Origin of the sequence: Algoriphagus sanaruensis (genome assembly GCF_001593605.1) — a bacterium.
Taxonomy (GTDB): domain Bacteria; phylum Bacteroidota; class Bacteroidia; order Cytophagales; family Cyclobacteriaceae; genus Algoriphagus; species Algoriphagus sanaruensis.
In genome coordinates this window covers 3,349,322-3,372,358 of record NZ_CP012836.1, presented here as the reverse complement: position 1 = coordinate 3,372,358, position 23,037 = coordinate 3,349,322, and the positions used below count along the sequence as shown (strand labels likewise).

Sequence of the window (23,037 nt, the reverse complement as noted above, 5' to 3'; positions counted from 1 at the left end):
AGGTTTAATAATCCTCAGACCTTTTTCATTTATTGAAGTTTGAATTTGATTGGAATAGTCATTCTTGATCTTACCGGTCTTCCGCCATTTTTTCCTGGATTCCAGTTTGGTGAATTTTCGATGACTTTTTTCGCTGCCAAATCGAGGCCTGGGCTTGCAGACCTTACCACCTCGACGTCTTGAATAGAACCATCGATATTTATTACAAATCGCACAATTACAGTCCCTTCCATCCCCATCCGTTGCTCCTGTTTAGGATAAGTCAGATTTTCTTTCAAATAGGCATACCATGCTTCTATTCCTCCCTTAAATGAGGCTTGCCCCTCAGTGAAATCAACGATTTCTGGAGCGTCATCTATAACGGGAGGCCCGGCTAAGGAAACTTCCTCAATCGGTTCGCCTTCCGGGAAGTCAATATCAATTGGGGGGAAATCTGTTTCATCAATCTCTATCTCATCATCCAAAACTTGAATTTGAGGAGGTGTAATTGGAGGTGGGGGAGGAGATGCAATAGTGATCGGAGGGACAAACTCCTCTTCCCACTTAGAATTTGAATCCGTAATTGAAAGAAGTGGTTTTTCTTCATAAGCCTTCCATTCGAAAGCCACCAAAACAAGGCCGATTGATAACATCAATCCCAAATTGGTCAAGGTTCCTCTCCATTTTGTGAGGTCCTTGGACGGATTCTTTTTGTTTTCCATGATGCATAGATTAGATGTAAAGGAATTTACCTTTTCGATATCAAACATCCTACTTGAACAACAAAAATTAACTAAGTAAAAAGTAGAATAAGTCAAAAAAAAGACCCGACAATCATCGGGTCTTAAGTATGATTAGCTAAGCTTAAATCTAATCGGAAGTCTCATACGAGTACGTACTGGACGACCTCTTTGCTTACCTGGTTCCCATTTAGGAGCGTTTTGAACAACTTTAACCGCTTCTTCGTCGCAACCTCCGCCAATTCCTCTCAATACTTCAACGTCTTGAATTGAACCGTCGGTGTTAATAACGAACACTACGATTACTGTACCTTCGATACCCATTCTTCGAGCTTGAGTAGGGTATTTAAGATTCTTAGAAAGATATTCGTTCCATCCTGACATTCCACCTGGAGGTGTTGGTTGAGTTTCTACCACGTCAAAGATTTCGTCTGCTTTTTCTTCTACTGGAGCTTCTGCGATAACCACTTCTTTAATCACAGTAGTTTCTTTCACATCCACGTCGAAGTTCACTTCAATCTTTTCTTCGATTTCAACCTCATCAGGAATTTCTTCGATGATTGGCTGCTCCATTGGTGGTGGAGGAGGAGGTGGTGGTGGCTGTTCTGTGATAGGCACATCAAGCAATTCTTCGAAGTTGTCATTGACAGCGCCGAGATCTTTTAGAGCAGCGTCATCAAACGACTTGTATTCGAAGGCAGCAAGAGTGAGACCTACAGCGACTGCCAGACCTAGGTTGGTAAACATACCTACCTTCTTGGTCAAGTCAGCACTAGGAGTCTTTTTTGCTTCCATGGCGAATTTGGTTTATACAGGTTAATTTGTTCAAAATTTGAATAACAATGGTAAGAATAAATCAAGATTAATCCAAAATGAATTTAATGGATGGCCATTTAAAATAGGCCAAAAACCCGAGATATCCACCAATTGCATTGACTATCATATCCGTCCATTCAAAAGAACGGTTTGGGATAATCTGCTGAAGTGATTCGAATACTACTCCGATTAGAAGGCCAAATACGAGAAAATTTATCCAAGCTCTTTTTCGATGTGACCCTACTGGTTGTGATTTAATCCCAACTCCGGTCCATAAATAACCTTGAATCCCAAAGGTTAGCAAATGAATCAGTTTATCCTGGGCATTAAATAGATCCACTTCTGGGAAACGCTCTCCAGGAGTGAGCATCGCAAATCCAAGGATTATTAACCAAATCAGAGCTAAAATAAATCTCCTCAAGCTGGATTATTCTCCGATTAATTCTTTGTACTGATCCACGTCCATTAGGTCAGCTGGAAGGTCTCCAGAAATTTTCACCTTTACCATCCATCCTTCTTCATAAGGAGATGAATTCACAAGTTCAGGAGAAGATCCGAGTTCCTCATTAAACTCCACGATTTCGCCTGAAATCGGCATAAAGAGATCAGATACAGTTTTGACTGCCTCTACAGTTCCAAATACCTCACCTGCTTCAATGGTTTCGCCAACGGTCTCAACCTCTACATATACGATGTCACCCAATTCTTTCTGTGCAAAATCAGTGATGCCGACGATCGCAATGTCTCCTTCGATTTTAACCCACTCGTGGTCTTTGGTGTACTTTAGTTCTTGTGGAAAATTCATGATTGGTGTTTTTTAGGAAAGGCCAAAATTAAAAGGATTCAAATGAGTTTGAAATCTATTGAGATAAATTAAATCGCAATTGTCCTCCAAATGAAGTGGAGGTTCGTCTAAATGCAGTGGTCACCTGTGGATCATTGATTGTTCGTTCAAAATAGATCGTCAAATTCAGGTTTTGGTTGATGACATAACTGATGGTAGGGCGGATCTGGATATTTAAGTTCCCATTGGTCACGGTCGCTTCCTCGCCTATCTTTCGTTGAACCTGAATGGTATTGACCACCTTGGAATCCAATCTCATTTGTAAGTCATTTTTCAGTACTTTCTGACTTCCTTGAATTTTAAATGGAATTTTGACGCCTGCTTTAGTATAGGCAAATGTCAAACTGAAATCACTGCTTTTCTGCTCGGTTACTTGCGAGTTAGAAAAATTTAAGCCTAGGTTCCGCTCCTTGTTGTAATTAACGGCCACATTGAGCCGGTCTTTGGTAAGAACATCCACCCCGATCAAAGGAGCGAATCGTTCAGAAAGAACAACCTGATTGAGAACAAAAATCGGAATGAATAAACCTTCTGTGTTCGCAAGATTGGCTCTTGGGATTTGTTGCAGGGTATTGAATAATTCAAGTCCTTGCTGGTATTGAAGTGAGTTAGAGAAATTACTCACATCATACGTTGAGGTGTACCCATGCGTCAGATTGATACTGCTAAAGATGTCGCTAAGTCCTTTCAATCTACTCAAGCCTCGATAATCAATTCTCCAGTTTGGTAGTGGGGTTTTAGGGAAGGCGGTTAAGCTTGCTGAATTGGGATCCTTACCTGTATATGCGGCCAAAAAGGCCGGAATGAGTACATCTTGTCCATTCAGTCCAAATTCACCTGATTCAGTTGCTTGACCATCAAGTCTTTGCTTGAAGATTTCTCGATAAGCTTCAAAATTAGAGAAAAGCTGAGACTGATTCTGTGGGCCCGATTTATCAAAAGCAGTTTTGATCATCCAGGTGGTGATACTATAAGAACCAAGTCGATTTGGGCTGATGGATTGGAATTGTCCCGGATTATCTAATGAATTCCTGAATATTTCTTGGTAATCTCCAGTTTCTCTTTTTCTGGCTTCCAGTGTAATTCTAAAATCTTTAATGGGTTCAGCTAATCCAGTAAACCGCATATTCATGGCTCGGCTTTGCTTAAAGGTTTGAGTCAATTCAGCGCTAGGTGCCATGTAGCCATTCTGAGCTAGATTGTATCTTAAATTGGGGTTTTGTCCGCCAAAAAGAAACGCCCAACCTGGGTTATTCCAAGATCGATCCATGCCTAATAGACCAGTGTTTGGAAGATAGCCAGGTAAAAAAGTACCTTCGACAACTCCGTAATTGAAGGTGACTTCCTTGAGCATGGTCAAAAACTTTATCAGCTTATTGGTAAATGGAGTACCAATGGTGTCCTCAGCATTTAAACTTGGTCTACCGGGGATACTCGGTCTCCTTGGCGCATTCAATGCAGCGATTCGTTTATTTTTATTGTACAGTTTGATGAGGTCAATTTTCCCTGTTAAATTCTGATCTCGGGTATTTTGAATCACATTTCCTAAGGTATCCTTTTGACCGATCGCACCTGTGAGCCAAGTGTATGAGGCCTCATATCTGTAGTCTGCCTGAATCCAATCTGTAATTGGAAGTTTCGAGAATGGGATGGTATAATTGATCCTGGCAACTTGGTTATAGTTGGTAGTCCGGCCTAATTTGAGAATATTGGTCATTACGGAGTCCTTTTTGGCCTGGGTGTCCAAATCCCCTTCTGGTTCATCTACAACAGCCAAAGCTCGAGATTCGATGTCGAATCTTAAACTATTGGATAGGTCCCAATTGATCGTAAATGACCGATTCATGAAGAATGATTTTTGGAATAAGGGGTCAACTCCCGCCGTACTCAATTGATCATTTCTATATTGAGATCGAAGGAATCTTCTGTCCAAATCCACTCGTGCCAAGAGGAGAGTAGGAGCAAGATTCAAATTAAAATCCTTAATCAACTTCAAATAAGGAGAAGTCATTCCTTCTGCTTTTTCAAAAGGAGCAATTTTTAACTCCTTGGGCTGAAAGGAATAAGTTGCATTGCCTCGGTTGGTTTTGAAGTTGTAATTTTCAAGTTGCGCATTAGTCTGAGTGACTGTACCTAATGCATAACTGAAGGCAAAATTCGAGAGGTCATAAATCCTGTTTGGGGATTCCGGATTGGTTTTTACTTTTTTGACGTTATTGAAACTGATGTTTTTTCGGTTGACTTGATCTAAAGCAATCGAGCGGTAGGCTTCCCGTTCCAGGTCTGTTTCAAATTTTCCTAGGGCGAGTTCAAAAGGTACGTCAGGATTAAGTGGGTCATATTCCGGTCGAGTGGTTGAGTTTTCCATTGACACGTAGACTGGAATGCTAACTCCAAGTGCTTCTGGAAGTAGTTTGTTGACTTCAATATTTCCGGAAATATCATACTGGGTAGTTGCCTGTCTTGTACGTTGAGACAATCGTGTTTCCAATCCTCCAAAGCCGATTGAATTATGTCTGATGGAACCCGAAATCACGGCTAAATCCGCGATTTTAGCATTTAAATAGGCATTTGCCGCCCATCCATTATTTTTCGTAAAGCCAGTGACACGAAGTTCGTTGGCCCAAACGCATATCGATTTGGAAGACCCTAAACCTTGGCCAGGATTTCGAACCCCAATCATCATTCCTTGGATCATGCTAAGCTCCGGACGTCCAACCACCGTTACTTTATACTGTCGAATGGTTTGGGAAAAAGGTAAAGTTAACGGAGCTTGTGCATTATCCCGGTCGATTTTAACACCAACAATTTCCTGTATCGCAATGTCTATTTCATTTTGACTTGGCCATACCAAATTAGGGTCATTCGATCCGAGTGGTGATATAGTTAATGGAACCTCGATCTCATAATAGTTGTCAGTATAGTCTGTTCCCATCCGTAAGAATGCCGTGATTTCACCATCCAAAGCATCTTCACTATTTGCGTGCAGGAACATTTTGATTCGTTCGTATTGCACCAAATCGTAATTCAGATTTTTGAAAACAGCTCTTGCATCACGAGGTGCAAGGTCTTCCACACAGATTCGAAGCGATTGCTCATTGAGTCTTCGCTCCACTGTAGAAGTATTATCTCTGTCTCGAATGATTCCAGGAGGAAGTACATAAGGACTTGATTTATCACTTCCTTGTGAGTTTTGCTCGATATTAACCACATCAACTACTACATTGGAATTGTCCGGTTCTGGAATTTCGAATAATCCACGCTCAAAAAGCGACTCTTGAAATACCCGCCATTGGCTTCCTACCATTCGAAATTCAGCCATACGCAACACGACCGGCTGAGCAAAATCAGTCAAGTAGGTTCTCATCCATCGGATGGATTTGAACCCAGAAATATTCCCTTCCACTCGGTCAGGTTGTCTAACTGGAATCCGGAATAAATACCAATTGACTTCATCACCATTCTGAGTAGTGGTGACCTGATCTACGATGTAATTTTCCCCAACATTGAGTTGACCTGGTCTCAAATCAATTTCATACTCATAGTAATTTTCCAGCTCATTGATCGTATTGTCTGTGTTTAGATCTTCGTTGTCTGGATTGTTGGTTCCTGATGGTGTATAAGGAAGACTCGGATCTGCGGAAACAGGCGTGTTTCCTTCCATCCCGTTAAATTTCTTATACCGTTCCAGAATTTTCACATCAGCTTGATCAAATGAGTCATTCAGGTAATACTGGAATTTATCCCCTGAAACGTCCTGGGTAATGGCATTTCTTGCTGCTGGAGAAACATTCAACCGATCCAAAAATCGGCTTTTGAAAAATACGGGTTCGTCATCGTTCTTTAATCCATCTAGACCGACATCTTGATTTTGCCGTGAAGATTCTGAATTATCAAAGGCAGGAATTAGAAATTGCTCTCGGGTAATCCTTCCCCATTCATTTTGTCCAGTTTTAGAAGCGTCACCATCTGCGGGAAGACCATTTTCAAAAGCATGGCTGCCATCTCGCATGATGTCTTCCGAAATATCTCCAAGATTCAAAAATAGCTTTCCACCAGTCGTATTATTTTGGTTAAATACACCGTCAAGGACTCGACCATTTTCTCCTTGGATAAATGGATCCATTAGCCAGAATTCGATGTATTCGATATTGGTACGATCAAAATCTACCTCGGTGGTGATAGCTCTGGTTACTGCGCCGTAGTTTTGTCTTGGATTCGGTAAAAAACCATCAAATGTCAAATTCGGGTTATAGTTGAACATCCCTCTTTCCTGTGGAAAATAGGCTAATTCAAATAAGGGCTGAGGAACAATAATGACATCCCGATCTTGATTTCTGAAGATTTCCTGTGGAATAACCCTTCGCACATAGTGGTTTCGACGGTCTTCCTGACTCAAATTGGTGGGTACTCCAGGTCCACTTTCACGATAGAAGATATTATCAATGTTGTACCAAGCAAGTCGAGCTCTTCGGTATGCATTTCCAAGATTGTCTTCGGTGGTCTGGCTTAGATCAAACCGATTGTCTGGAGTTTTTGGTGTGGATCCAAGCTTCCAAGTTTGGTTGGCTTGGGCTCCAAGATTAAATGGTGTTACTGCCGCCTCAAAATCATCGATGTAGGAAGCCGGATCACCATTTACGGTATTGGAAGTTCCCGGGAGTAAATGGGCAAATTCGGCATTGAATTGGACAAGGGATTTTTCTTTGGTATTCGTAAAAGGCAGCGCATCCGCCAACTTGGTTAAAAATCGAGATTCATCATTGAAATTCACATCCAGACCCCACAAGCTATTTCTCAAGGTTTCATTTCCCGTAGCGATTCGAGTGATGTTCGGGCGTTCATTTAGATAAAGGAATGTACCCCCGATGTTAAGTTTTTTGCTTGCCAAGTAGTCAAGCCGGGTTCCCAATAGACTTCTGGTTTGAAAAGAAACCAAATCAGCCTTTTCAAAGCTTACATTGATTTGTTTACCCGATTGTAAGATGGCATCGTTGATGATTACCAATCGCCCGACATTATAATCGATGGTAAAATCCACTCCTTCGGTGAGAGGGATGTTTCCTGCCGTTACAATAACAGAGCCTGGAGAAATATTCAGTCCCGGAAGTTGGATTTCACTGGCAGATCCTGCGGTAAGCCTACCTTTAATGAAATACTTATTCAATCGGGTAACTAATTCTGCATCGGCCTGAGTCGTTCGATATAGGGTGTCATAGACATATTTATCCCTGAACACCAATTCATCTGGCCCAAAGCGTTTTTCAAGGTTGGATCCAAATGGCTCTAAGACAGGAAATATCAATAAACCTCGGTCCGATAGCATGGTAAGCCCTTCTACAAAGTCAAAGTTTCCATCCGGAGCGGGGTCGTTTTGGGGATTCAGGTTATCAAGACCTGTAAGGCGGATAAGTGGCTTGTCTTTAACATTGATCCCTTCCAATAGTGATGGGTTATCCAAACCAGTTCGGTCGTCTCGATAGATAATTTGAAGCTGGAATCCATCCCGTAAAATCTGGCTAGCGTTTAAGCTGTACACGTTTTTCATCATCAAGTCCCAAGTAGGAACTCGAGGATTGATCCGAGCCGGCCTCAAAAGCTTCAGAAAGATCAACTCATCTTGATTTCTTGATTGATAATCTTCGGTAAGTTCCCCGACTTTATAAATCTGTCCATTGTAAGTGTATTCGAAGGATACAGCCAGAACTTCATCATTTTGAAGTCTTCGAAAAAGGGAGAGATAGCCAAGTTCTTTGTTGAAAAAGAATTCATTGGGATCAAGTTTTCTTGCCCCGTTTATTTGCTCAAAATCGACTCCTTTTCGTAATCCCAAAGCACTTTCGATGGCTCTTGATCCTGTGTCAAAGGGCCTAAAGGACGAGTTGGAGGAAATATTAGAGTAAAGCGCATTCGCCTCGTTAGTGGCTGGTGAGTTTGGATTAGGAGTTCCAATGGCGGGGTTGCTGCTGTTTAGCAAAACTCTTCCTTCACCCAAATCCATAAATGCAGCGAAATTCCTCAACGTTTGAGTATTGGTAGCCCGGTTCATGATGTAAACCTCGATTCGGGTCACATTTACACCAGATAGTACTTGAGGGAGTCCCCTTAGCCATCTTTCATAATTGTCTCTAAAAAAATGGCCTAAGAAAAAGTGGCGGTTTTCATCATATTTTGATCCTTGGATTTCAAAAGTCCGGCCCTGCCCATTAGCGTCAATGACCAAATTATCCCTACGTCCGCGTTGTGTAGAGGCAACGGCGGTGACGTTGAGTTTTCCGAATTTCATTTGGGTTTTAAGCCCAAATAGGTTTTGAGCACCTTGAATCAACCGGTTTTGCACTGGCATACTTACGTTTCCAATTTCGATGGATTGGATAATGTCTTCCTCAAACCCGTCGTATTCAAGCTTGAGTTGGTTTTGAAAATCAAAGGAATTATTCGAATCGAAATTGGCGGCAATTTTCATTTTCTCACCCAAGGAGCCATTAACTGCCATTTGGATTTGTTGCTGGAAATTAAACCCGCCATTTTGTTGCTGACGAATAGGGAGCGTCGGATTATCTACCCTTCGGAAAATCGCCCCAAAATCAAGATTGACATAGCCTGTGGGTACAATACTGATTTGATCACCTCCGAATATTCGGTCAAATGAAGGACTCACGGTCATCGGTGGAATGAGACTTCTACCTTCTACAGCACTTTCCCCGTCCATTCCTCTAGCTCGGGATCTCCAATAGTCTTGTCTTACGCGATATTCTTGAATTTGAGAAAAACGATCAAAATCATACTCCTGCTCATTCCCGATTTTTGTGGTATCTAGTTGATCGGCAATTTGGTAGCGAAGCGTGGAATCTACTTTTACCTCTATAGATTGCTGGATTGGAGAGGCTGGTAGGAGAGGGGATCGCTGATAAAGGAATGGGTTCCGATAGGGAAAAAGAGGGTTGGTCCTCATGTTTTGCCAAAGCAAAAATGAGGGTTGTTGTCTTCTTTGGTTTAAGGAATCAAGTCGGGTTTTGGTACTGTCTCTTTGAACGGTTTGCTGAGCTTGAAGAGGTGATAGACATAATATCCAAGCCAGCAGTACAAAAAAAACAGGCGCTTGACTCCGAACTATCCTCCTGCAAAAAGTCAGTAACTCCCGAAAGTTCAATCCAGCGTTTGATTAAGATGTCTTTAAAGATGCTTTAATTAAATCTTCTAAAGAAATTTCTCCTCCGGTTTTTTTAAGGACCTGAGCGATATTCTTCTCGGCCACAGCCTTGGGGAAACCAAGCGTGACTAGGGCTTGTAACGCTTCTTCTCTGACTTTATTGCTGGACTTCAAGAAACCCAACTGAGGAGTAGCATCTGAAGATTTACCGAGTTTATCCTTCAACTCTAAAATAATCCGTTGGGCTGTTTTGGCTCCGATTCCTTTGACGGCCTGAATGGTGGCTACATCTCCGCTTAAAATGGCATGCTCAATTTCTTCACTGGAAAGGGAGGAAAGAATCATCAATCCAGTATTTGGACCAACTCCATTGATAGAAATCAGATGAAGAAAGAGGCGTTTTTCTCCTTCTTCACTGAATCCATAAAGCGTATGTGCATCTTCTTTGATATGCAAAAATGTCAAAAGTCGGATTTGCTCTTCATCCTTGATTTTACTGTAGGTTTGAAGGGATATTTTTACGTGATATCCTACACCACCAACTTCGATCAAAACGTAAGTGGGATCTTTGTAAGTAAGCCGACCTTTGAGGTATGCAATCATAGATTTCCTTTGTTGGATTGTGCATCTACCACGGCAATCGCCACCATATTGACGATTTCACGGATAGAGCTTCCTAATTGTAAAATATGCACAGGTTTATTCATTCCCAGTAGGATGGGTCCAATGGCTTCTGCATTTCCCAATTCAGCCAAGAGTTTGTAGGCGATGTTTGAAGAAGCTAGATCTGGGAAAATAAGGGTGTTGACTGCTTTGTCCTTATGAGAAAGAGCAGAGAAAGGATAGATCTCACGCTGAATTTCCTGATTAAGCGCCACGTTAGCCTGCATTTCTCCTTCGATGATTAAGTCTGGATATTTGCGTTTGGCCAATTCTGTGGCCTTGGCCATTTTCGCTGGAATATCGCCTTGAGCAGATCCAAAATTGGAGTATGACAATAGGGCGATTCTAGGCTCCATATTGAAAAACTTTACCGCATTGGCAGTCAAACCAATGATTTCCACAAGTTCTTCTGCAGTAGGATTTAAATTGACAGTAGCATCAGCAAAGAAATATGGTCCTTTAGGTGTATTCATAATATACATCCCTGCGACTCGATTCACTCCCTCTTTGACACCGATAGTATGAAGAGAAGGCAGAATAGTTTTAGGATAGTCACGTGTCAATCCAGAAATAAAGGCGTCCGCTTCTCCAGTTTCGACCATCAAGGCACCGAAATAATTCCGCTCTCGAACCAATCGCTCGGCATCAAAAATGGTCATGCCTTTGCGCTGTCTTTTTTGATAAAGGATTTTAGCAAATTTCTTGACCAGCTCTTTTTCTTCCTTCGGATCGATGATTGTCACGTGAGCTAAATCAAGCGAGTTTTCTTCGATCATTTTGAGGATAACATGACGTTTGCCTAGCAAAATTGGAACAGCGATTTTCTCATCCCGAATGGTCTGAGCCGCTTTCAAGATTTTTAAATTGTCAGCTTCCCCAAAAACCACTCGTTTTGGATCTTTTTTAGCACGTCCAATCACGACGGACATAAGCCTTTGATCGATTCCGATTCGCTTTTGAAGCTCTAATTCGTAAGATTCCCAATCGTGAATTTGCCTTTTCGCTACTCCCGATTCAATTGCAGCTTTGGCCACTGCGGGAGCAATGGTGGTAATCAACCTAGGGTCGACTGGTTTAGGTATCAGATAAAAACGTCCAAATGCTAAATTATTTTCCCCGTAAGCTTTGGTGACGATTTCTGGAACTGGTTCTTTAGCAAGTTTAGCAATAGCCTTCGCTGCTGCCAGCTTCATTTCCTCATTGATTACGGTCGCTCTGACATCCAAGGCTCCTCTGAAAATGTACGGGAACCCCAATACATTATTGACTTGGTTGGGATGATCTGATCGACCGGTTGCCATGATGACATCTTTTCTGGCTGCGAGGGCAACATCATATCCAATTTCTGGATCAGGATTGGCCAAGGCGAAAACAATAGGATCAGGCGCCATTGATTTGATCATTTCTTGGGAAATGATATTTCCGGCAGAAAGTCCCAAAAACACATCTGCTCCAGGAAGGGCCTCTGCAATTACTCGAATGTCCTTGTCCGTGGCAAATTCTTGATGAATATCTAATAATCCTTCTCGGTCAGTTCGGATCACACCGTCCTTGTCGCAAACAATGATGTTTTCCTTTTTGACCCCTAAACTCACGTAGAATCTCAAGCAAGAAATGGCAGCTGCACCGGCTCCGCTGACGACCAACTTGATTTCCTCAATTTTCTTTTCAACCAATTCTAAAGCATTAAGCAATGCCGCACCAGAAATAATTGCAGTGCCATGCTGGTCATCGTGCATGACAGGGATGTTCATTTCCTGCTTGAGGGTTTGCTCGATTTCAAAGCATTCAGGAGCTTTGATATCTTCTAGGTTCACACCTCCGAAAGTAGGCTCTAGAGACTTGATGATTTGAATCAATTTCTTGGGATCTTTTTCATCAATCTCGAGATCAAACACATCGATTCCGGCAAACTTTTTAAATAAAACGCCCTTACCTTCCATTACTGGTTTTGAAGCCTCTGGGCCGATATCGCCAAGGCCCAAAACTGCCGTGCCATTTGAAATAACCGCTACCAGATTTCCTTTTGCGGTATACTTATAGATGTTTTCTTGGTCAGCTGCAATTTCCTTGCAGGGTTCTGCCACACCGGGTGAATACGCCAAAGCCAGATCGATTTGGCTCGATACTGGCTTTGAGGGAATGACTTCTATTTTTCCTGGTGATCCTTGACTATGGTAATTTAAGGCGTCTTCTTTTCTAATTTTAATGGCCATAAAAGCTGAGTTATACTGGGTTTTTTAGGCTCCCTGGCTTTCCTTCCAACTGATATCGGTGTTCAGTAAAATAGTCTGAATCTCCCGAAGCGCATCGCGATGAACCTCATTAGGGTAATACACGAAGCCTTCCATGTAATAGAGTTTACCCTTTTCTTGGTCCACCATGAGATAACCGACGAAGGTTCCTCCCATGCTGATGTTATTGGTCTTCCAAGTACCTCTTATTTCGACCGTAAAATTATCATTTATCACCATGTTTCTGAAGGCAGGTGGAATTTGTTTTTCACTGGTGACAAAGGAGGTAGGGTCTTCAGGGTCCCCAAAAATATGTTCTGCAGTGATAGAATCCCTCAGTTTCAGGATGTTCTCAGGGAAGGTTTGTTCTTCAGATAAATAATCCGTTTCGTAGAAAAACAGACTAATATCAGGTCTTCTTTCTGTTGGAGACGGCTGTCTTAGCCAAAGGAAATTATCCTCAGACTTAGCAATTTGATAAGAAACAGGTGGGTTGATTTCTATTCCTAGGTTTTTACGAGCCTCATTTTGGGCGGCTGCATTTTTTCTGGCTAAAAGTGCTTTTTCCAATCGACCACGTTCTCTTACTTCAAATAGATTCTGAAGTCGGTCTCCGTTCTTTTTGAGGTTTTGGATTAGTTCCTCCTCCGTATTTCCAAATAAATAGAGAACCTCTTGACCTCTCGCATATTCGTCTTCCATTCGAAGTGAATACAAGCTAGAATCTGCAGCAGCTCGATCTTTGGATTCTTTAGAGAACTGTGCATTGATAACTTGGCTTCCTCCGCTTCGGTCATCGAATGTGGTGACGTAGATGAGATTCGTGTACATTTTGAGCATTCGAGTCATAGCTCTAGGATCCACTCGATGGATTTTAAACATAGGCTCTGATCTAAACATACCCGGAAGATCAGACTCAAATATCCCACGGAGCTCTTCACCTACAGGGCCTGCCCATTTGGTGGAATCAATGACTAAAACAATTTCTCCGATTGAGCCTCTAGCTTTGGGGAGCGTACTGCTCATTCGATCTTTTGCATCTTGGCTACAGGAGAATAGCCAAACAGGTATTGCCAGAATAATAAGGATGCGAAGTGCTTTCATGGCGTATTAAGGTTTTTGTTGCTATCGTTTACAATGAAGTTGAGCCAACTTCAGAATTTATTATGAAAAAGTAAGTTAAATTATGCAAAAGTCCCAAGATAAAGTTGATTATCCAATAATCAACTTTTGACCTGGTTTAATGGTGTTGGAATTCAAATTATTCAGACGTTTAATCTGCTCTACAGATAGAGAATGCTTTTGAGAAATGATCCAAAGGGAATCTCCAGGACGCACCGTGTAAGTCTTTTGTCCAGCGCTATTTTCAGCCAAACTACTTCCAGAATCAGAGAACAAATACAAGGTTTGACCAACTCGAATCAAATTGGAAGAAAGGTTATTCCATGCTTTGATTTGTGATACTGTTACTCCGTGCCGAGTTGCGATGGACCCAAGGACATCTCCGGATTTGACTTTGTAAGTCACTTTAGCGCCAGTTCCTCCCACTGCTTTTTCAACAGGGGTTAATTCCAAATTTGAGGCAAGAAGAGGCAGCTGAGGTGCATTACCTAAGGAGTCGCTAATCCAAGCCAAGTTTTCTTTCAAGAAGGAAGCTTTAGCTAAGGGGATTTTAATTTCCATAGAGCTATGGGTATCGGGGACTTTCTTGGATTTAATCGATGGATTCAATTTTTCTAAGTCCTGTACACAGAGATCAGTCAATTCGGCAAGCTTATCTAATCGAAAAGCCCGATCAAACCTGATTTTTTCATATTCAGCCAAGTAGGTAGGCTCTTCTAAGTTGAAGTTGTGTTCTTCTAAGTGATTAAGAATGTACAAGAAGGCCTGAAACTGAGGAACGTAGCCCCGAGTTTCGCGGGGGAGGTAATTGTAGATTTGCCAAAAAGTCTTTTTACCTCCTGACCTGCGAATTGCTTTTCTAACATTTCCGGGACCACAATTGTAGGCAGCAAGTGCAAGCTCCCAGTTGCCAAACATTCGATGGAGGGATTTGAGATATTTTGCAGCTGCAACTGTAGATAGTTCGGGATCCATTCGGTCGTCAATATCTGGATTGACATGCATGCCGTACATCCGTCCCGTTGCAGGCATAAATTGCCAAAGTCCCATCGCTCCAACCCGGGATTTAATTTTAGGATCAAGACCCGATTCAACGATGGATAGGTATTGAATTTCGACAGGGAGTTCGTGCTCTTTCAGTGTTTTCTCAAACAGAGGAAAAAACTGATCTTTTCGAGCTAATACCATTTTGGTGTATTCCCGATTTCTGACCGTAAAGTATTGAATGAATGAAAATATTCGATCATTTAGTTCAAACGGCATATCCGTATCCATTTCCTGAACTCGCTTGGAGATTTGGTCAAAGGTAAAATCAGGGATGTATTCGTAATGGTAGTTGGGAAGAATTTCTTCATCCAGAACTACTGCAGATTCTAGTGGAGATTCTTGTGAAAAAGATTCAGTCAGTGGAATAAGGCAAGTAATGGCTCCTGCGATTATGCTTCTGGCTAGTTTCTTTTTCATCTGAATTTGGGTTTAGGAAGTAATCGAATGGGTCAAATAGTTGCTGAAAGCATATAGCTCAGCTTCTTTAAACGAGTTGGCCATGATCTGTAATCCGATTGGCATACCCGATTGATCTTTCCCATTCGGGATCGAAATGGCTGGCACTCCTGAAACGGAGGCCTGAACGGTAAAGAGGTCCTCAAGGTACATGGCTACAGGATCACCACTGTGCTCTCCAAACTTAAACGCTGTGGAGGGCGTAGTCGGCATGATAATATAGTCAAATTCGTCCAATAGATTTTCGGTGTACTCCTTTATCAATCTCCTAACTTTCTGAGCTTTTGTAAAATAGGCGTCGTAATAACTAGCAGAAAGAACAAAGGTGCCCAGCATAATTCGACGCTTCACTTCTTCACCAAATCCTTCGCTACGTGTTTTTTTGTACATCGACTCTAGGTTATGCGCATTAGGGCTACGATAACCATACTTTACCCCGTCAAATCGAGAAAGGTTTGAACTAGCCTCTGCGGTTGTGAGAATGTAGTAAGTGGGAAGCGTATATTTTAATAAGGGAAACTCAACAGCTGAAACTTCATGGCCTTCTTCCTTTAGCCGATCTAGCACTGCCATGGTATTGGCTTTGATCTCTAGCTGAAGGGCAGGGGAATCAATCGTTTCCTTGATATAGGCGACTTTTGCCTTTTTTTCAAAATGCAACAACTTGCTGTAATGAATAACCGGTTTTCTGGATGATGTGCTGTCATGTTCATCATGTCCAGCCATTACTTCCATTACCAAGGCATTGTCTTTAACTGTATTTGAAAAAATTCCAATGGTATCAAAAGAAGAGGCATAGGCGATAAGTCCCCATCGAGAAACTCTTGAATAAGTAGGTTTCATCCCCACAATACCGGTGAATGCTGCTGGCTGTCTGACGGATCCGCCAGTATCTGTGCCTAAAGAGACGGTGCATAAATTAGCCTGAACGGCTACTGCTGATCCTCCAGAAGATCCTCCTGGAACACGCTCTTCATCCAAGGCATTTAAAACTTTGCCATGAGCGGAATTTTCGTTGGAGGAGCCCATGCCGAATTCATCACAATTAAGGCGACCGATAACGATGGCGTCTTCTTGGATTAACCGTTGAATTGCTGTTGTGGTGAACTGAGAGATATACCCCTTTAAAATTTTAGATGAGGCATTGGATTCGTGTCCTTCTAGGTTGAGGACATCTTTGATTCCGATGACCATTCCGGCGAGTTTTCCGGCCTTGCCTTTGGCAATTTTTTCATCGATTTTTTCAGCCTGCTCAAGAGCGGATTGGGCATAAACTTCGACGAAGGCGTTGAGGTGCGCCTTCGTCTGAATGTTTTGGAGGTAGTGGTTGACGATTGTTTTGCAATCGACTTCTTTCTTTTCGAGCGATCGCTTGATATCGTCGAATGAACTGAATTTTTCCAATTTGAATTGGCTTTAGAAATTACTTTTTCTTGTCTTTTAGTCCATCTTCGAGATCGTTCTGAATTTCTTTGGTGGCATCCTTGAATTCTCTAATGCCACGGCCCAAACCTCTGGCCAATTCAGGGATCCTCTTAGCACCAAACAATAGGAGAATTACGAGGATGATCAGAATAAGAGAACCTCCTCCCATGTTTTGAATGAAACCTAATGTAGTCATGATGGTGTGTGTTTAAGGATATACAAGTTACAAAGATACAACTGTCACTCGCTTAGCCAAGGTTAAGGGCGAGCTTGATTTATCTTTTTTATGAACATACGTTTTTTGTATCTATCTGGATGTAATCCACCCTGCAGGATCCATGATTTGAAGTCCTTTCCAAGTTTGAAAATGAACTTCGGCGTTTCCGTCAGGATTGGTAGCTACTACTCCAACGGCTTCTTTTGCCTTTACATTTTGACCAACTTTTACAGAAACGGATTTCAATCTACTGTAAAGAGTAAAGTATTCTCCATGTTTGACGATCACAGTCAATCCGTAGCCAGGAAGCGTGGAGATTTTACTAACTGTACCGTCAAAGACTGCCCGCACAGTTGAATTCGGTTGGGTTCTGATCTCTAGACCATCGCTATCCAAGACAATTCCTTTTAGTGTCGGGTGAGGATAGGTCCCGTACCCTATGGTAACAAATCCAGTTTCTACCGGCCAAGGTAACTTTCCTTTATTGCCTGCAAATGAACTTGAAAGAGCGGCAGCCTCCGGAGTCATTGGCATGGAAGTCCCCGCTTTTTTGGTAGTCGTGCTATTCTCTTTTTTAGCTTCAGCCTCCGCTCTTCGGATTTCCTCCTCAATCGCTGCTTTGATCATGCGGTTCAGTTGTTCCTGTTGCTTTTTAGCAGCAGCGATTTGGCGCTGAATATCTCGTTCTTTTTTCGAAAGCGTATTGACCAAGCCTTGTTGATCCTTTCGCATTGCCTCCAATTTGCTTCGTTCCGCTTTCTCTTCTGCAAGAACAATGGATTTATCTGCTTTTCGCTGATCCAGCAGATCCCGCTGTTGAACTAGTTCAGCGCTAAGTTTTTCGATTTGCTCGGCTTGTTTTTTCCTATTCTCTGTGTATTGCCTCAAATATTTCAACCGCATGTAGAGCTGGTTGAAATTGCTGGAACTGAAGACAAAAGCAATGATTGAAAGTCCTCGATTTAATTTTGAGGAGTTGTAAACCATTCGGGAATACTCCGCTTTCAAATCCTTTAGTTGTCGCTCAAGTTGGCTGATTTTTGACTCCGTTTCTGAAATTTCTTGGTTGATCAATTTTACCTCCCGGTCGAGCGTATTGACGAGTTTGTTTTGGGTAATAAACTGCTTGTTAATCGCGTTGAGTTGGCCAATTGAAGATTTCTTGGTAGCAGCAGTTTGTTTCAGAATCGCGTCAAATTCTTTGAGCCTAGCTTGTACTTCAGCTTTTTCCCGCTTTAATTCCTCCCGGGATTTTTTGGTTTGGGAAAAGGAATCCTGCGTCCAGGCTAGGAACAAAACCACAAAAAAAAGACTGATGTAATTCCGCATTTTAGACATTAGAATCGGAATGGAAAGCTCAATGATTCAGAAGTTAATTCCATGGAAGTCCATTCGATATGGATAATCACATTCTGACTTCCTTCTGGGAGTTGATATGCGATTTTGAAAATTACTTCAGCCGGAAAGGGTTGCTTTTCAACTTCCTGAAAGTTGGGATAGGTAGCCAAAACAGAACCTCGATCATCTAAGGAGTTGCTCACCAATTCAGAGACTTTTCCATGGGAAGTCTCTACTTTAGAAAAGTATCGAACACCATTTCTTACTTGAGTCAGTTCAAATTTTTTACCTACTCGAAGTAGTCGGTCCTCGAATGTAAACGGATGAGGGATATTGGCCCACACTACATTTTGAAACAGTTCAAGGGAAAGTTTCAATCCAAAAAGTCGGTCAAATTCAGCATAGGTAAGGTTCACATCGTCTCTACCTACACGATCTCTGATTTGAATTTTATCTTGGGTGACTAGGCCTCGAATAGCCTCCATTCCCATTCCTGGGGACATTGTAAACCACAAAACGCTGTCTTTTTTAGCTCGAAGGTTGAGGGTGCCTCTTGTGATTTTACCTGATTCTTCCTCGATAACAATTTTTGCCTTTGCACTGAGATAATCATATTCAGCTGTCACAGGAGTAAACTCCTTCATGGCTCCTTCAGATTCGAAAGGAATGGTTTTTTTGGCACAGCTTGCCAGAAGGAATACGATCCCAAAAATTAAAATCAGCTGTAGTTTATTCATGGTATTTTCCCTCTTTAATTTTTTGACTAAGCAATTTTGAAGCCTCTGCAGAGCCTTCTGCTTTTTTCCACCAATCGATGGCTTCTTTGGTTTTTCCAAGATGGTAAAGAATGTCACCGTAATGCTCTAAAAGTGTGCCGCTTGGTTCTTTCTCGGCTTGAATAGCTCGATTCATGTAGGTAAATGCCTCAGAGTAATTTCCCATCTGAAAAAGTACCCAAGCCAAGGTGTCTAAATAAGTAGAGTTGTCAGGATATTTTTTCACCACCTTTTCAGCCATGGATTTGGCTTTTTCAAGGTTGGTTTTTTCCAAAGAAAGAAAGTACGCGTAGTTGTTTAGAACTTGCTCGTCATTGGGATTTAGTGCCAAGGCCTTATCAAAATAGACAAATGCGGAATCTTTCTCCCCCAGATTGTACAGACTATTACCCAAGGAACTAAAGGCAACTTGTTCCAACTGGGTATTCTTTCCGGCATTTAGCTCCAAACTCTTTTTAAGTGAAACCAATGCTGTCGAGTCCTTTTTCAATCCTGATTTTACGACTCCATCATAAAACCAAAATTCAGCAACACCCGGATATTCATCTACAGCAAGTTGGGTGTAAGTCTCCAATTGGTTCAAATTTGCTCCTTCTCCAAACGAGTTAAGAATGACCTGCTCCAACAGGCTTGCATTTTTTGGGTCGATTTGGAGTGATTTCTTGTAAAATTCAATTGCTAGAGGCAAGTTTTGATCTTTCTCGAAACGCTGACCAATTGCTGCTAATACCGCTGCGTTTTCGCCATTTACCTGCAGCAAAATCTCCTGCATTTTATCCAATAAAAGCTCCCGTTCAGCGCTTTTAAATTCATTTAGAGTGGAAGAATAGGTCCTCGCCTTGACCTCAGGATCAAGATCGGAGTTGGCAAAGGCGCTGAAAAGAAAAGTTTGCGCACGAGCTACCTGCCCTTTCTCTTTAAGCAGTGTGTAGGCCGCCATTTGTAATTCAGGCTGATTTGGATATTTTTTGATTTCTCCCAAAACCAAGGTTAGGGCGTCATCTACTTTTGCATTGTTGTATAGAATCTCAACTAGGTTCAGGACGTAGTTTGGATTTCCAGGGAATGCCTCAATCAGTTTTTCACCTTCCGTAATAGCGGCTTGGAGGTTGTTTTTACGGAGGTAAATCCGTTGTTTTTGAATGGTGAATTGATCCCTGATTCCATAATATTCTTCAGCTCGGTCCAGCACTACCAGTGCTTTGTCAAATTCTCCAGCATTGAGGTAAATCGAAGCCAGATCCAAGTTGTATTGCTGGTTTTCTTCGGTTTCTGCCGTTAATCGTTCCAAAATTTCAGCCGCTTTGAGGGGTTGCTTGAGATTGGTGTAAATCTCAGCGACCATCAGCGCATAATATTTATTTTGAGGATCTGCTAAAGCTGCCTTCTCTGCATAAGGCAAAGCTTTTTCTGCTTGATTGGAGCGAACAAGCACCTCGGCAATTTTATAAGAAACCGCAGGTTGATTTGGGTAAATGTCCTCTGCTTTTTGGAGGTAAAAGAAAGCCTTATCCAAATCGCCTAATACCAAAGACTTTTCACCTTCGATGAAATACCTGCTTGACCTTGACAAAGCCTCTTTTTGTTTGGATTCTTTTTTAGAAAGCTTCGTTTGTGACCAAGAAAAACCTGGATTCAGAATCATCAAACCGATAAAAAGTAGAAGAAGATAGCGTTTCACTGAGAAGGAGTATTGCTGCATTTGGGTACAAACATAATGCCTTTTGGCGAAAAAGGCGGGGGATTCTACTGCAAGTACGAAAGGAGACTTTTGGTAGTTTGGCTTGAGATTAGATTCGCTTTCGGAGCTGATTCAATTGCTTTTTTTCTAGGATGATTATCATCCCCAAAAACATTGCCACCAATAGATTCTTGGCCAAGAAACTCCAAATTGCCTCGTCAAACTCTAAGTAAAAACCAAGGTAGCTTAAACCAAAAGCAATAAAAAGATAGAAAATGTCTTTCCCGGTTTGGTAGGGGATAGGGAAGTAGCTCTGTCCCAAAACATAACAGGTTACCGACATGACCAAATAGCAAGCTAAAGAACTCAAGGCCGCTCCTAGGTAGCCCAAACTAGGAACTAGTCCAACGATCACAAGAATACTGACTACTGCTCCAAGCAAGGTGATCCAAAAGCTATATTTGGTGTGATCAGTGATCTTAAACCAGATGGACAAGTTGAAATAGATACCTAATAAAAGGTATCCCATCAAAAGAATCGGGACAATTGAAAATGCGGCTTCATAGCCACTTCCTTGCAAGAAAATCGGCCCAATCCAAGATAAGTTCACCGAAATAGCCACCATTAAGAGAGCGCAGAATAAGATAAAATAATGCATCACTTTGGCGTAGAGCTCAGGCGAATTTTTGTCAGAAGATTGCTTGAAGAAAAAGGGTTCTGCGGCGTATTTGAAGGCTTGAATCACCAAGTTCATCAAAATCGCCAATTTGAAATTGGCTCCAAAAATCCCGCTTGCTTCCCGCGAACTCAATCCGGGATAGAAATTTTCGGGCAATAAATATTCAAATAAGAGACGGGAAAGTAACTCATTGGTAACTCCCGCCAATCCCATAAATAGAAGCGGTAGGGAATACTTCCACATGGGGAGCAGCACACTTTTTTCTAATGAAAATTTGAAAAAGCCTGCCTTTGCCCAAACCCAGGGGATGATTAAACCATTGGCCAGCAAGTTGGCCAAGAGGATGTATTCAACACCCCAATTCGATTGGTATCCCAAAAAGCCATCTTCAATTAATCCTTGACTAATCCAGCTAGGAATCCAGACGATCAATAAAATATTGAAGAAGACGTTCAGTGAAATATTGAGCAGCTTGGCCCCAGCAAAAGTCAGTGCCTTGTTTTCCAATCGGAGTTTAGCAAATGGGATTGCCAAAATTGCATCAAAAACCAGAATCAAGGCAGTCCATCTAAAAAGGTAGGCTTGATTTGGGTATTCCATGGTCTCTGCGATCCAAGGAGCTAAGAGGTATATTCCTGTTCCTAATACTAAGGAGGAGAGAATTAATAAGGATTGTGTATTGGCGTAGACTTGTTGGGTAGGAAGGTTTTTGCCTGTTGAAAATCGGAAAAATGAGGTCTCCATGCCATAGGTGAAGACGATATTAAGAAATCCGATTAAAGCATAGATTCCGGTAAAAGCTCCTAAATCGGCTTTGTTTAAATATGCCGTGTAGACAATGATCAATAAAAAATTAATGGATCTGCCCAAAATACTGCTGAGTCCGTAGACCGCAGTTTGGCCAGCTAGTTTTTTTAGATTGCTCATTAAAAAGTTTGGCCCTTATTCGCCTTTGAAAATGGGTTTTCTTTTCTCTAGAAAAGCAGAGGTGCCTTCTTTGTAATCTCCTGATTTGACACATCTGGCAAAGCTATTGGCTTCAGTTTGATAGCCATTTTCTTCGGGGAGAAATGCAGCATTCACGCAGTCGACAATCATTCCAATTGCCAGTGGCGCTTTGCTCATTATTTTAGCTACGATTTCTTCTGCTTTTGCAAGACCATCAGCCTTTGTTTCTACCACATGATTGACCAAGCCTAAGGATTTCGCTTCTTCTGCGCCAATCATATCTCCGGTCATCATGAGCTCATTGGCTTTTCCTCTTCCGATCAGTTGGGTCAATCGCTGCGTTCCTCCGTAGCCAGGAATAATCCCCAAATTCACTTCTGGTTGCCCAAACTTTGCATTGGAAGTAGCGATTCGCATGTGGCAAGCCATCGCCAATTCACAGCCGCCGCCGAGCGTGTAGCCATTGGTAACAGCGATGACGGGCTTGTGGCAATTTTCAATCATGGCAAAAATCTCCTGACCATTTTCTGCAAATTTTCGAGCATTTACCTCGTTGAGTTCTGCTATTTCGCTGATATCGGCTCCTGCTACGAAGGCCTTTTCTCCAGCTCCCGTCAGGATTACAGCCTTGATGGATTTGTTATCGATGACTTCCTCGAATACCGCTTTGATTTCCTCTAGCGTATTCATATTCAGGGCGTTCATTTTGTCTTCTCGGTTGATCGTTAGATACAAAACGCCACTTTTTTCTTCAGCAAGGATGTTTACAAATTCTGCCATAATAGAATTGGGAAAGGAAAACAAATATAAGCTGAGGGGGTACAATGCCAAATTCATGGGATATTAAATCTCCCAAAGTTCGCACTTTGCTTTTTCCATCAAGGAATTGAATGTCTAGTATAAGGTAATTTTAGGACTC

At 41.9% G+C, this 23,037-nt stretch carries 16 protein-coding genes; all 16 read right to left on the bottom strand.

Annotated elements, in window-relative coordinates; all coding sequences use genetic code 11:
- Window positions 1-29: 29 nt before the first annotated feature.
- A complete protein-coding gene (locus tag AO498_RS14690; protein ID WP_067550545.1) occupies window positions 30-701 on the bottom strand; it encodes an energy transducer TonB in 672 nt (223 codons plus the stop codon).
- A gap of 132 nt (window positions 702-833) precedes the next feature.
- A complete protein-coding gene (locus tag AO498_RS14685) occupies window positions 834-1,514 on the bottom strand; it encodes an energy transducer TonB (protein ID WP_067549311.1) in 681 nt (226 codons plus the stop codon).
- A gap of 67 nt (window positions 1,515-1,581) precedes the next feature.
- Window positions 1,582-1,905: a VanZ family protein gene (locus tag AO498_RS14680; protein WP_067549308.1), complete on the bottom strand. Its 324-nt coding sequence runs from the start codon at window positions 1,903-1,905 to the stop codon at window positions 1,582-1,584.
- A gap of 57 nt (window positions 1,906-1,962) precedes the next feature.
- Window positions 1,963-2,340 carry a glycine cleavage system protein GcvH gene (gene gcvH, locus AO498_RS14675; RefSeq protein WP_067549305.1) on the bottom strand — a complete coding sequence of 126 codons (378 nt, stop codon included), beginning with the start codon at window positions 2,338-2,340 and terminating at the stop codon, window positions 1,963-1,965.
- 55 nt (window positions 2,341-2,395) lie between these two features.
- A complete protein-coding gene (gene sov, locus AO498_RS14670; RefSeq protein ID WP_102135896.1) occupies window positions 2,396-9,334 on the bottom strand; it encodes a T9SS outer membrane translocon Sov/SprA in 6,939 nt (2,312 codons plus the stop codon).
- A 210-nt stretch (window positions 9,335-9,544) separates the two neighbouring features.
- Window positions 9,545-10,135, bottom strand: a complete 591-nt coding sequence (gene ruvA / locus AO498_RS14665; RefSeq protein ID WP_067549302.1) for a Holliday junction branch migration protein RuvA — start codon at window positions 10,133-10,135, stop codon at window positions 9,545-9,547.
- Window positions 10,132-12,411, bottom strand: coding sequence for an NADP-dependent malic enzyme (locus AO498_RS14660; protein ID WP_067549299.1), 2,280 nt, complete (start codon window positions 12,409-12,411; stop codon window positions 10,132-10,134). Before AO498_RS14660 ends, ruvA begins: the two co-directional genes overlap by 4 nt.
- Before the next feature lie 24 nt (window positions 12,412-12,435).
- Window positions 12,436-13,533: a DUF4837 family protein gene (locus tag AO498_RS14655; RefSeq protein WP_067549296.1), complete on the bottom strand. Its 1,098-nt coding sequence runs from the start codon at window positions 13,531-13,533 to the stop codon at window positions 12,436-12,438.
- A 108-nt stretch (window positions 13,534-13,641) separates the two neighbouring features.
- On the bottom strand, window positions 13,642-15,015 hold the full coding sequence (locus AO498_RS14650; RefSeq protein WP_067549293.1) for a LysM peptidoglycan-binding domain-containing protein: 1,374 nt from the start codon (window positions 15,013-15,015) through the stop codon (window positions 13,642-13,644).
- A gap of 12 nt (window positions 15,016-15,027) precedes the next feature.
- Entirely contained in the window at window positions 15,028-16,458 is a 1,431-nt protein-coding gene (gatA, locus tag AO498_RS14645; RefSeq protein ID WP_067549291.1) for an Asp-tRNA(Asn)/Glu-tRNA(Gln) amidotransferase subunit GatA, read from the bottom strand.
- A gap of 19 nt (window positions 16,459-16,477) precedes the next feature.
- A complete protein-coding gene (gene tatA, locus AO498_RS14640) occupies window positions 16,478-16,675 on the bottom strand; it encodes a twin-arginine translocase TatA/TatE family subunit (protein ID WP_026951369.1) in 198 nt (65 codons plus the stop codon).
- Window positions 16,676-16,786: 111 nt separating this feature from the next.
- Complete coding sequence (locus tag AO498_RS14635) at window positions 16,787-18,025, bottom strand: murein hydrolase activator EnvC family protein (RefSeq protein ID WP_067550541.1); 1,239 nt, start codon at window positions 18,023-18,025, stop codon at window positions 16,787-16,789.
- Window positions 18,026-18,033: 8 nt separating this feature from the next.
- The gene (gene lolB1 / locus AO498_RS14630) at window positions 18,034-18,771 is read right to left on the bottom strand and encodes a lipoprotein insertase outer membrane protein LolB1 (RefSeq protein WP_067549289.1); all 738 of its coding nucleotides are present in this window, start codon (window positions 18,769-18,771) and stop codon (window positions 18,034-18,036) included.
- The gene (locus AO498_RS14625; protein WP_236778608.1) at window positions 18,764-20,491 is read right to left on the bottom strand and encodes a tetratricopeptide repeat protein; all 1,728 of its coding nucleotides are present in this window, start codon (window positions 20,489-20,491) and stop codon (window positions 18,764-18,766) included. Before AO498_RS14625 ends, lolB1 begins: the two co-directional genes overlap by 8 nt.
- A 109-nt stretch (window positions 20,492-20,600) precedes the next feature.
- Window positions 20,601-22,097 carry a lipopolysaccharide biosynthesis protein gene (locus AO498_RS14620; RefSeq protein WP_067549284.1) on the bottom strand — a complete coding sequence of 499 codons (1,497 nt, stop codon included), beginning with the start codon at window positions 22,095-22,097 and terminating at the stop codon, window positions 20,601-20,603.
- A 15-nt stretch (window positions 22,098-22,112) separates the two neighbouring features.
- Window positions 22,113-22,898, bottom strand: a complete 786-nt coding sequence (locus AO498_RS14615; protein ID WP_067550540.1) for an enoyl-CoA hydratase/isomerase family protein — start codon at window positions 22,896-22,898, stop codon at window positions 22,113-22,115.
- Window positions 22,899-23,037: the final 139 nt, after the last annotated feature.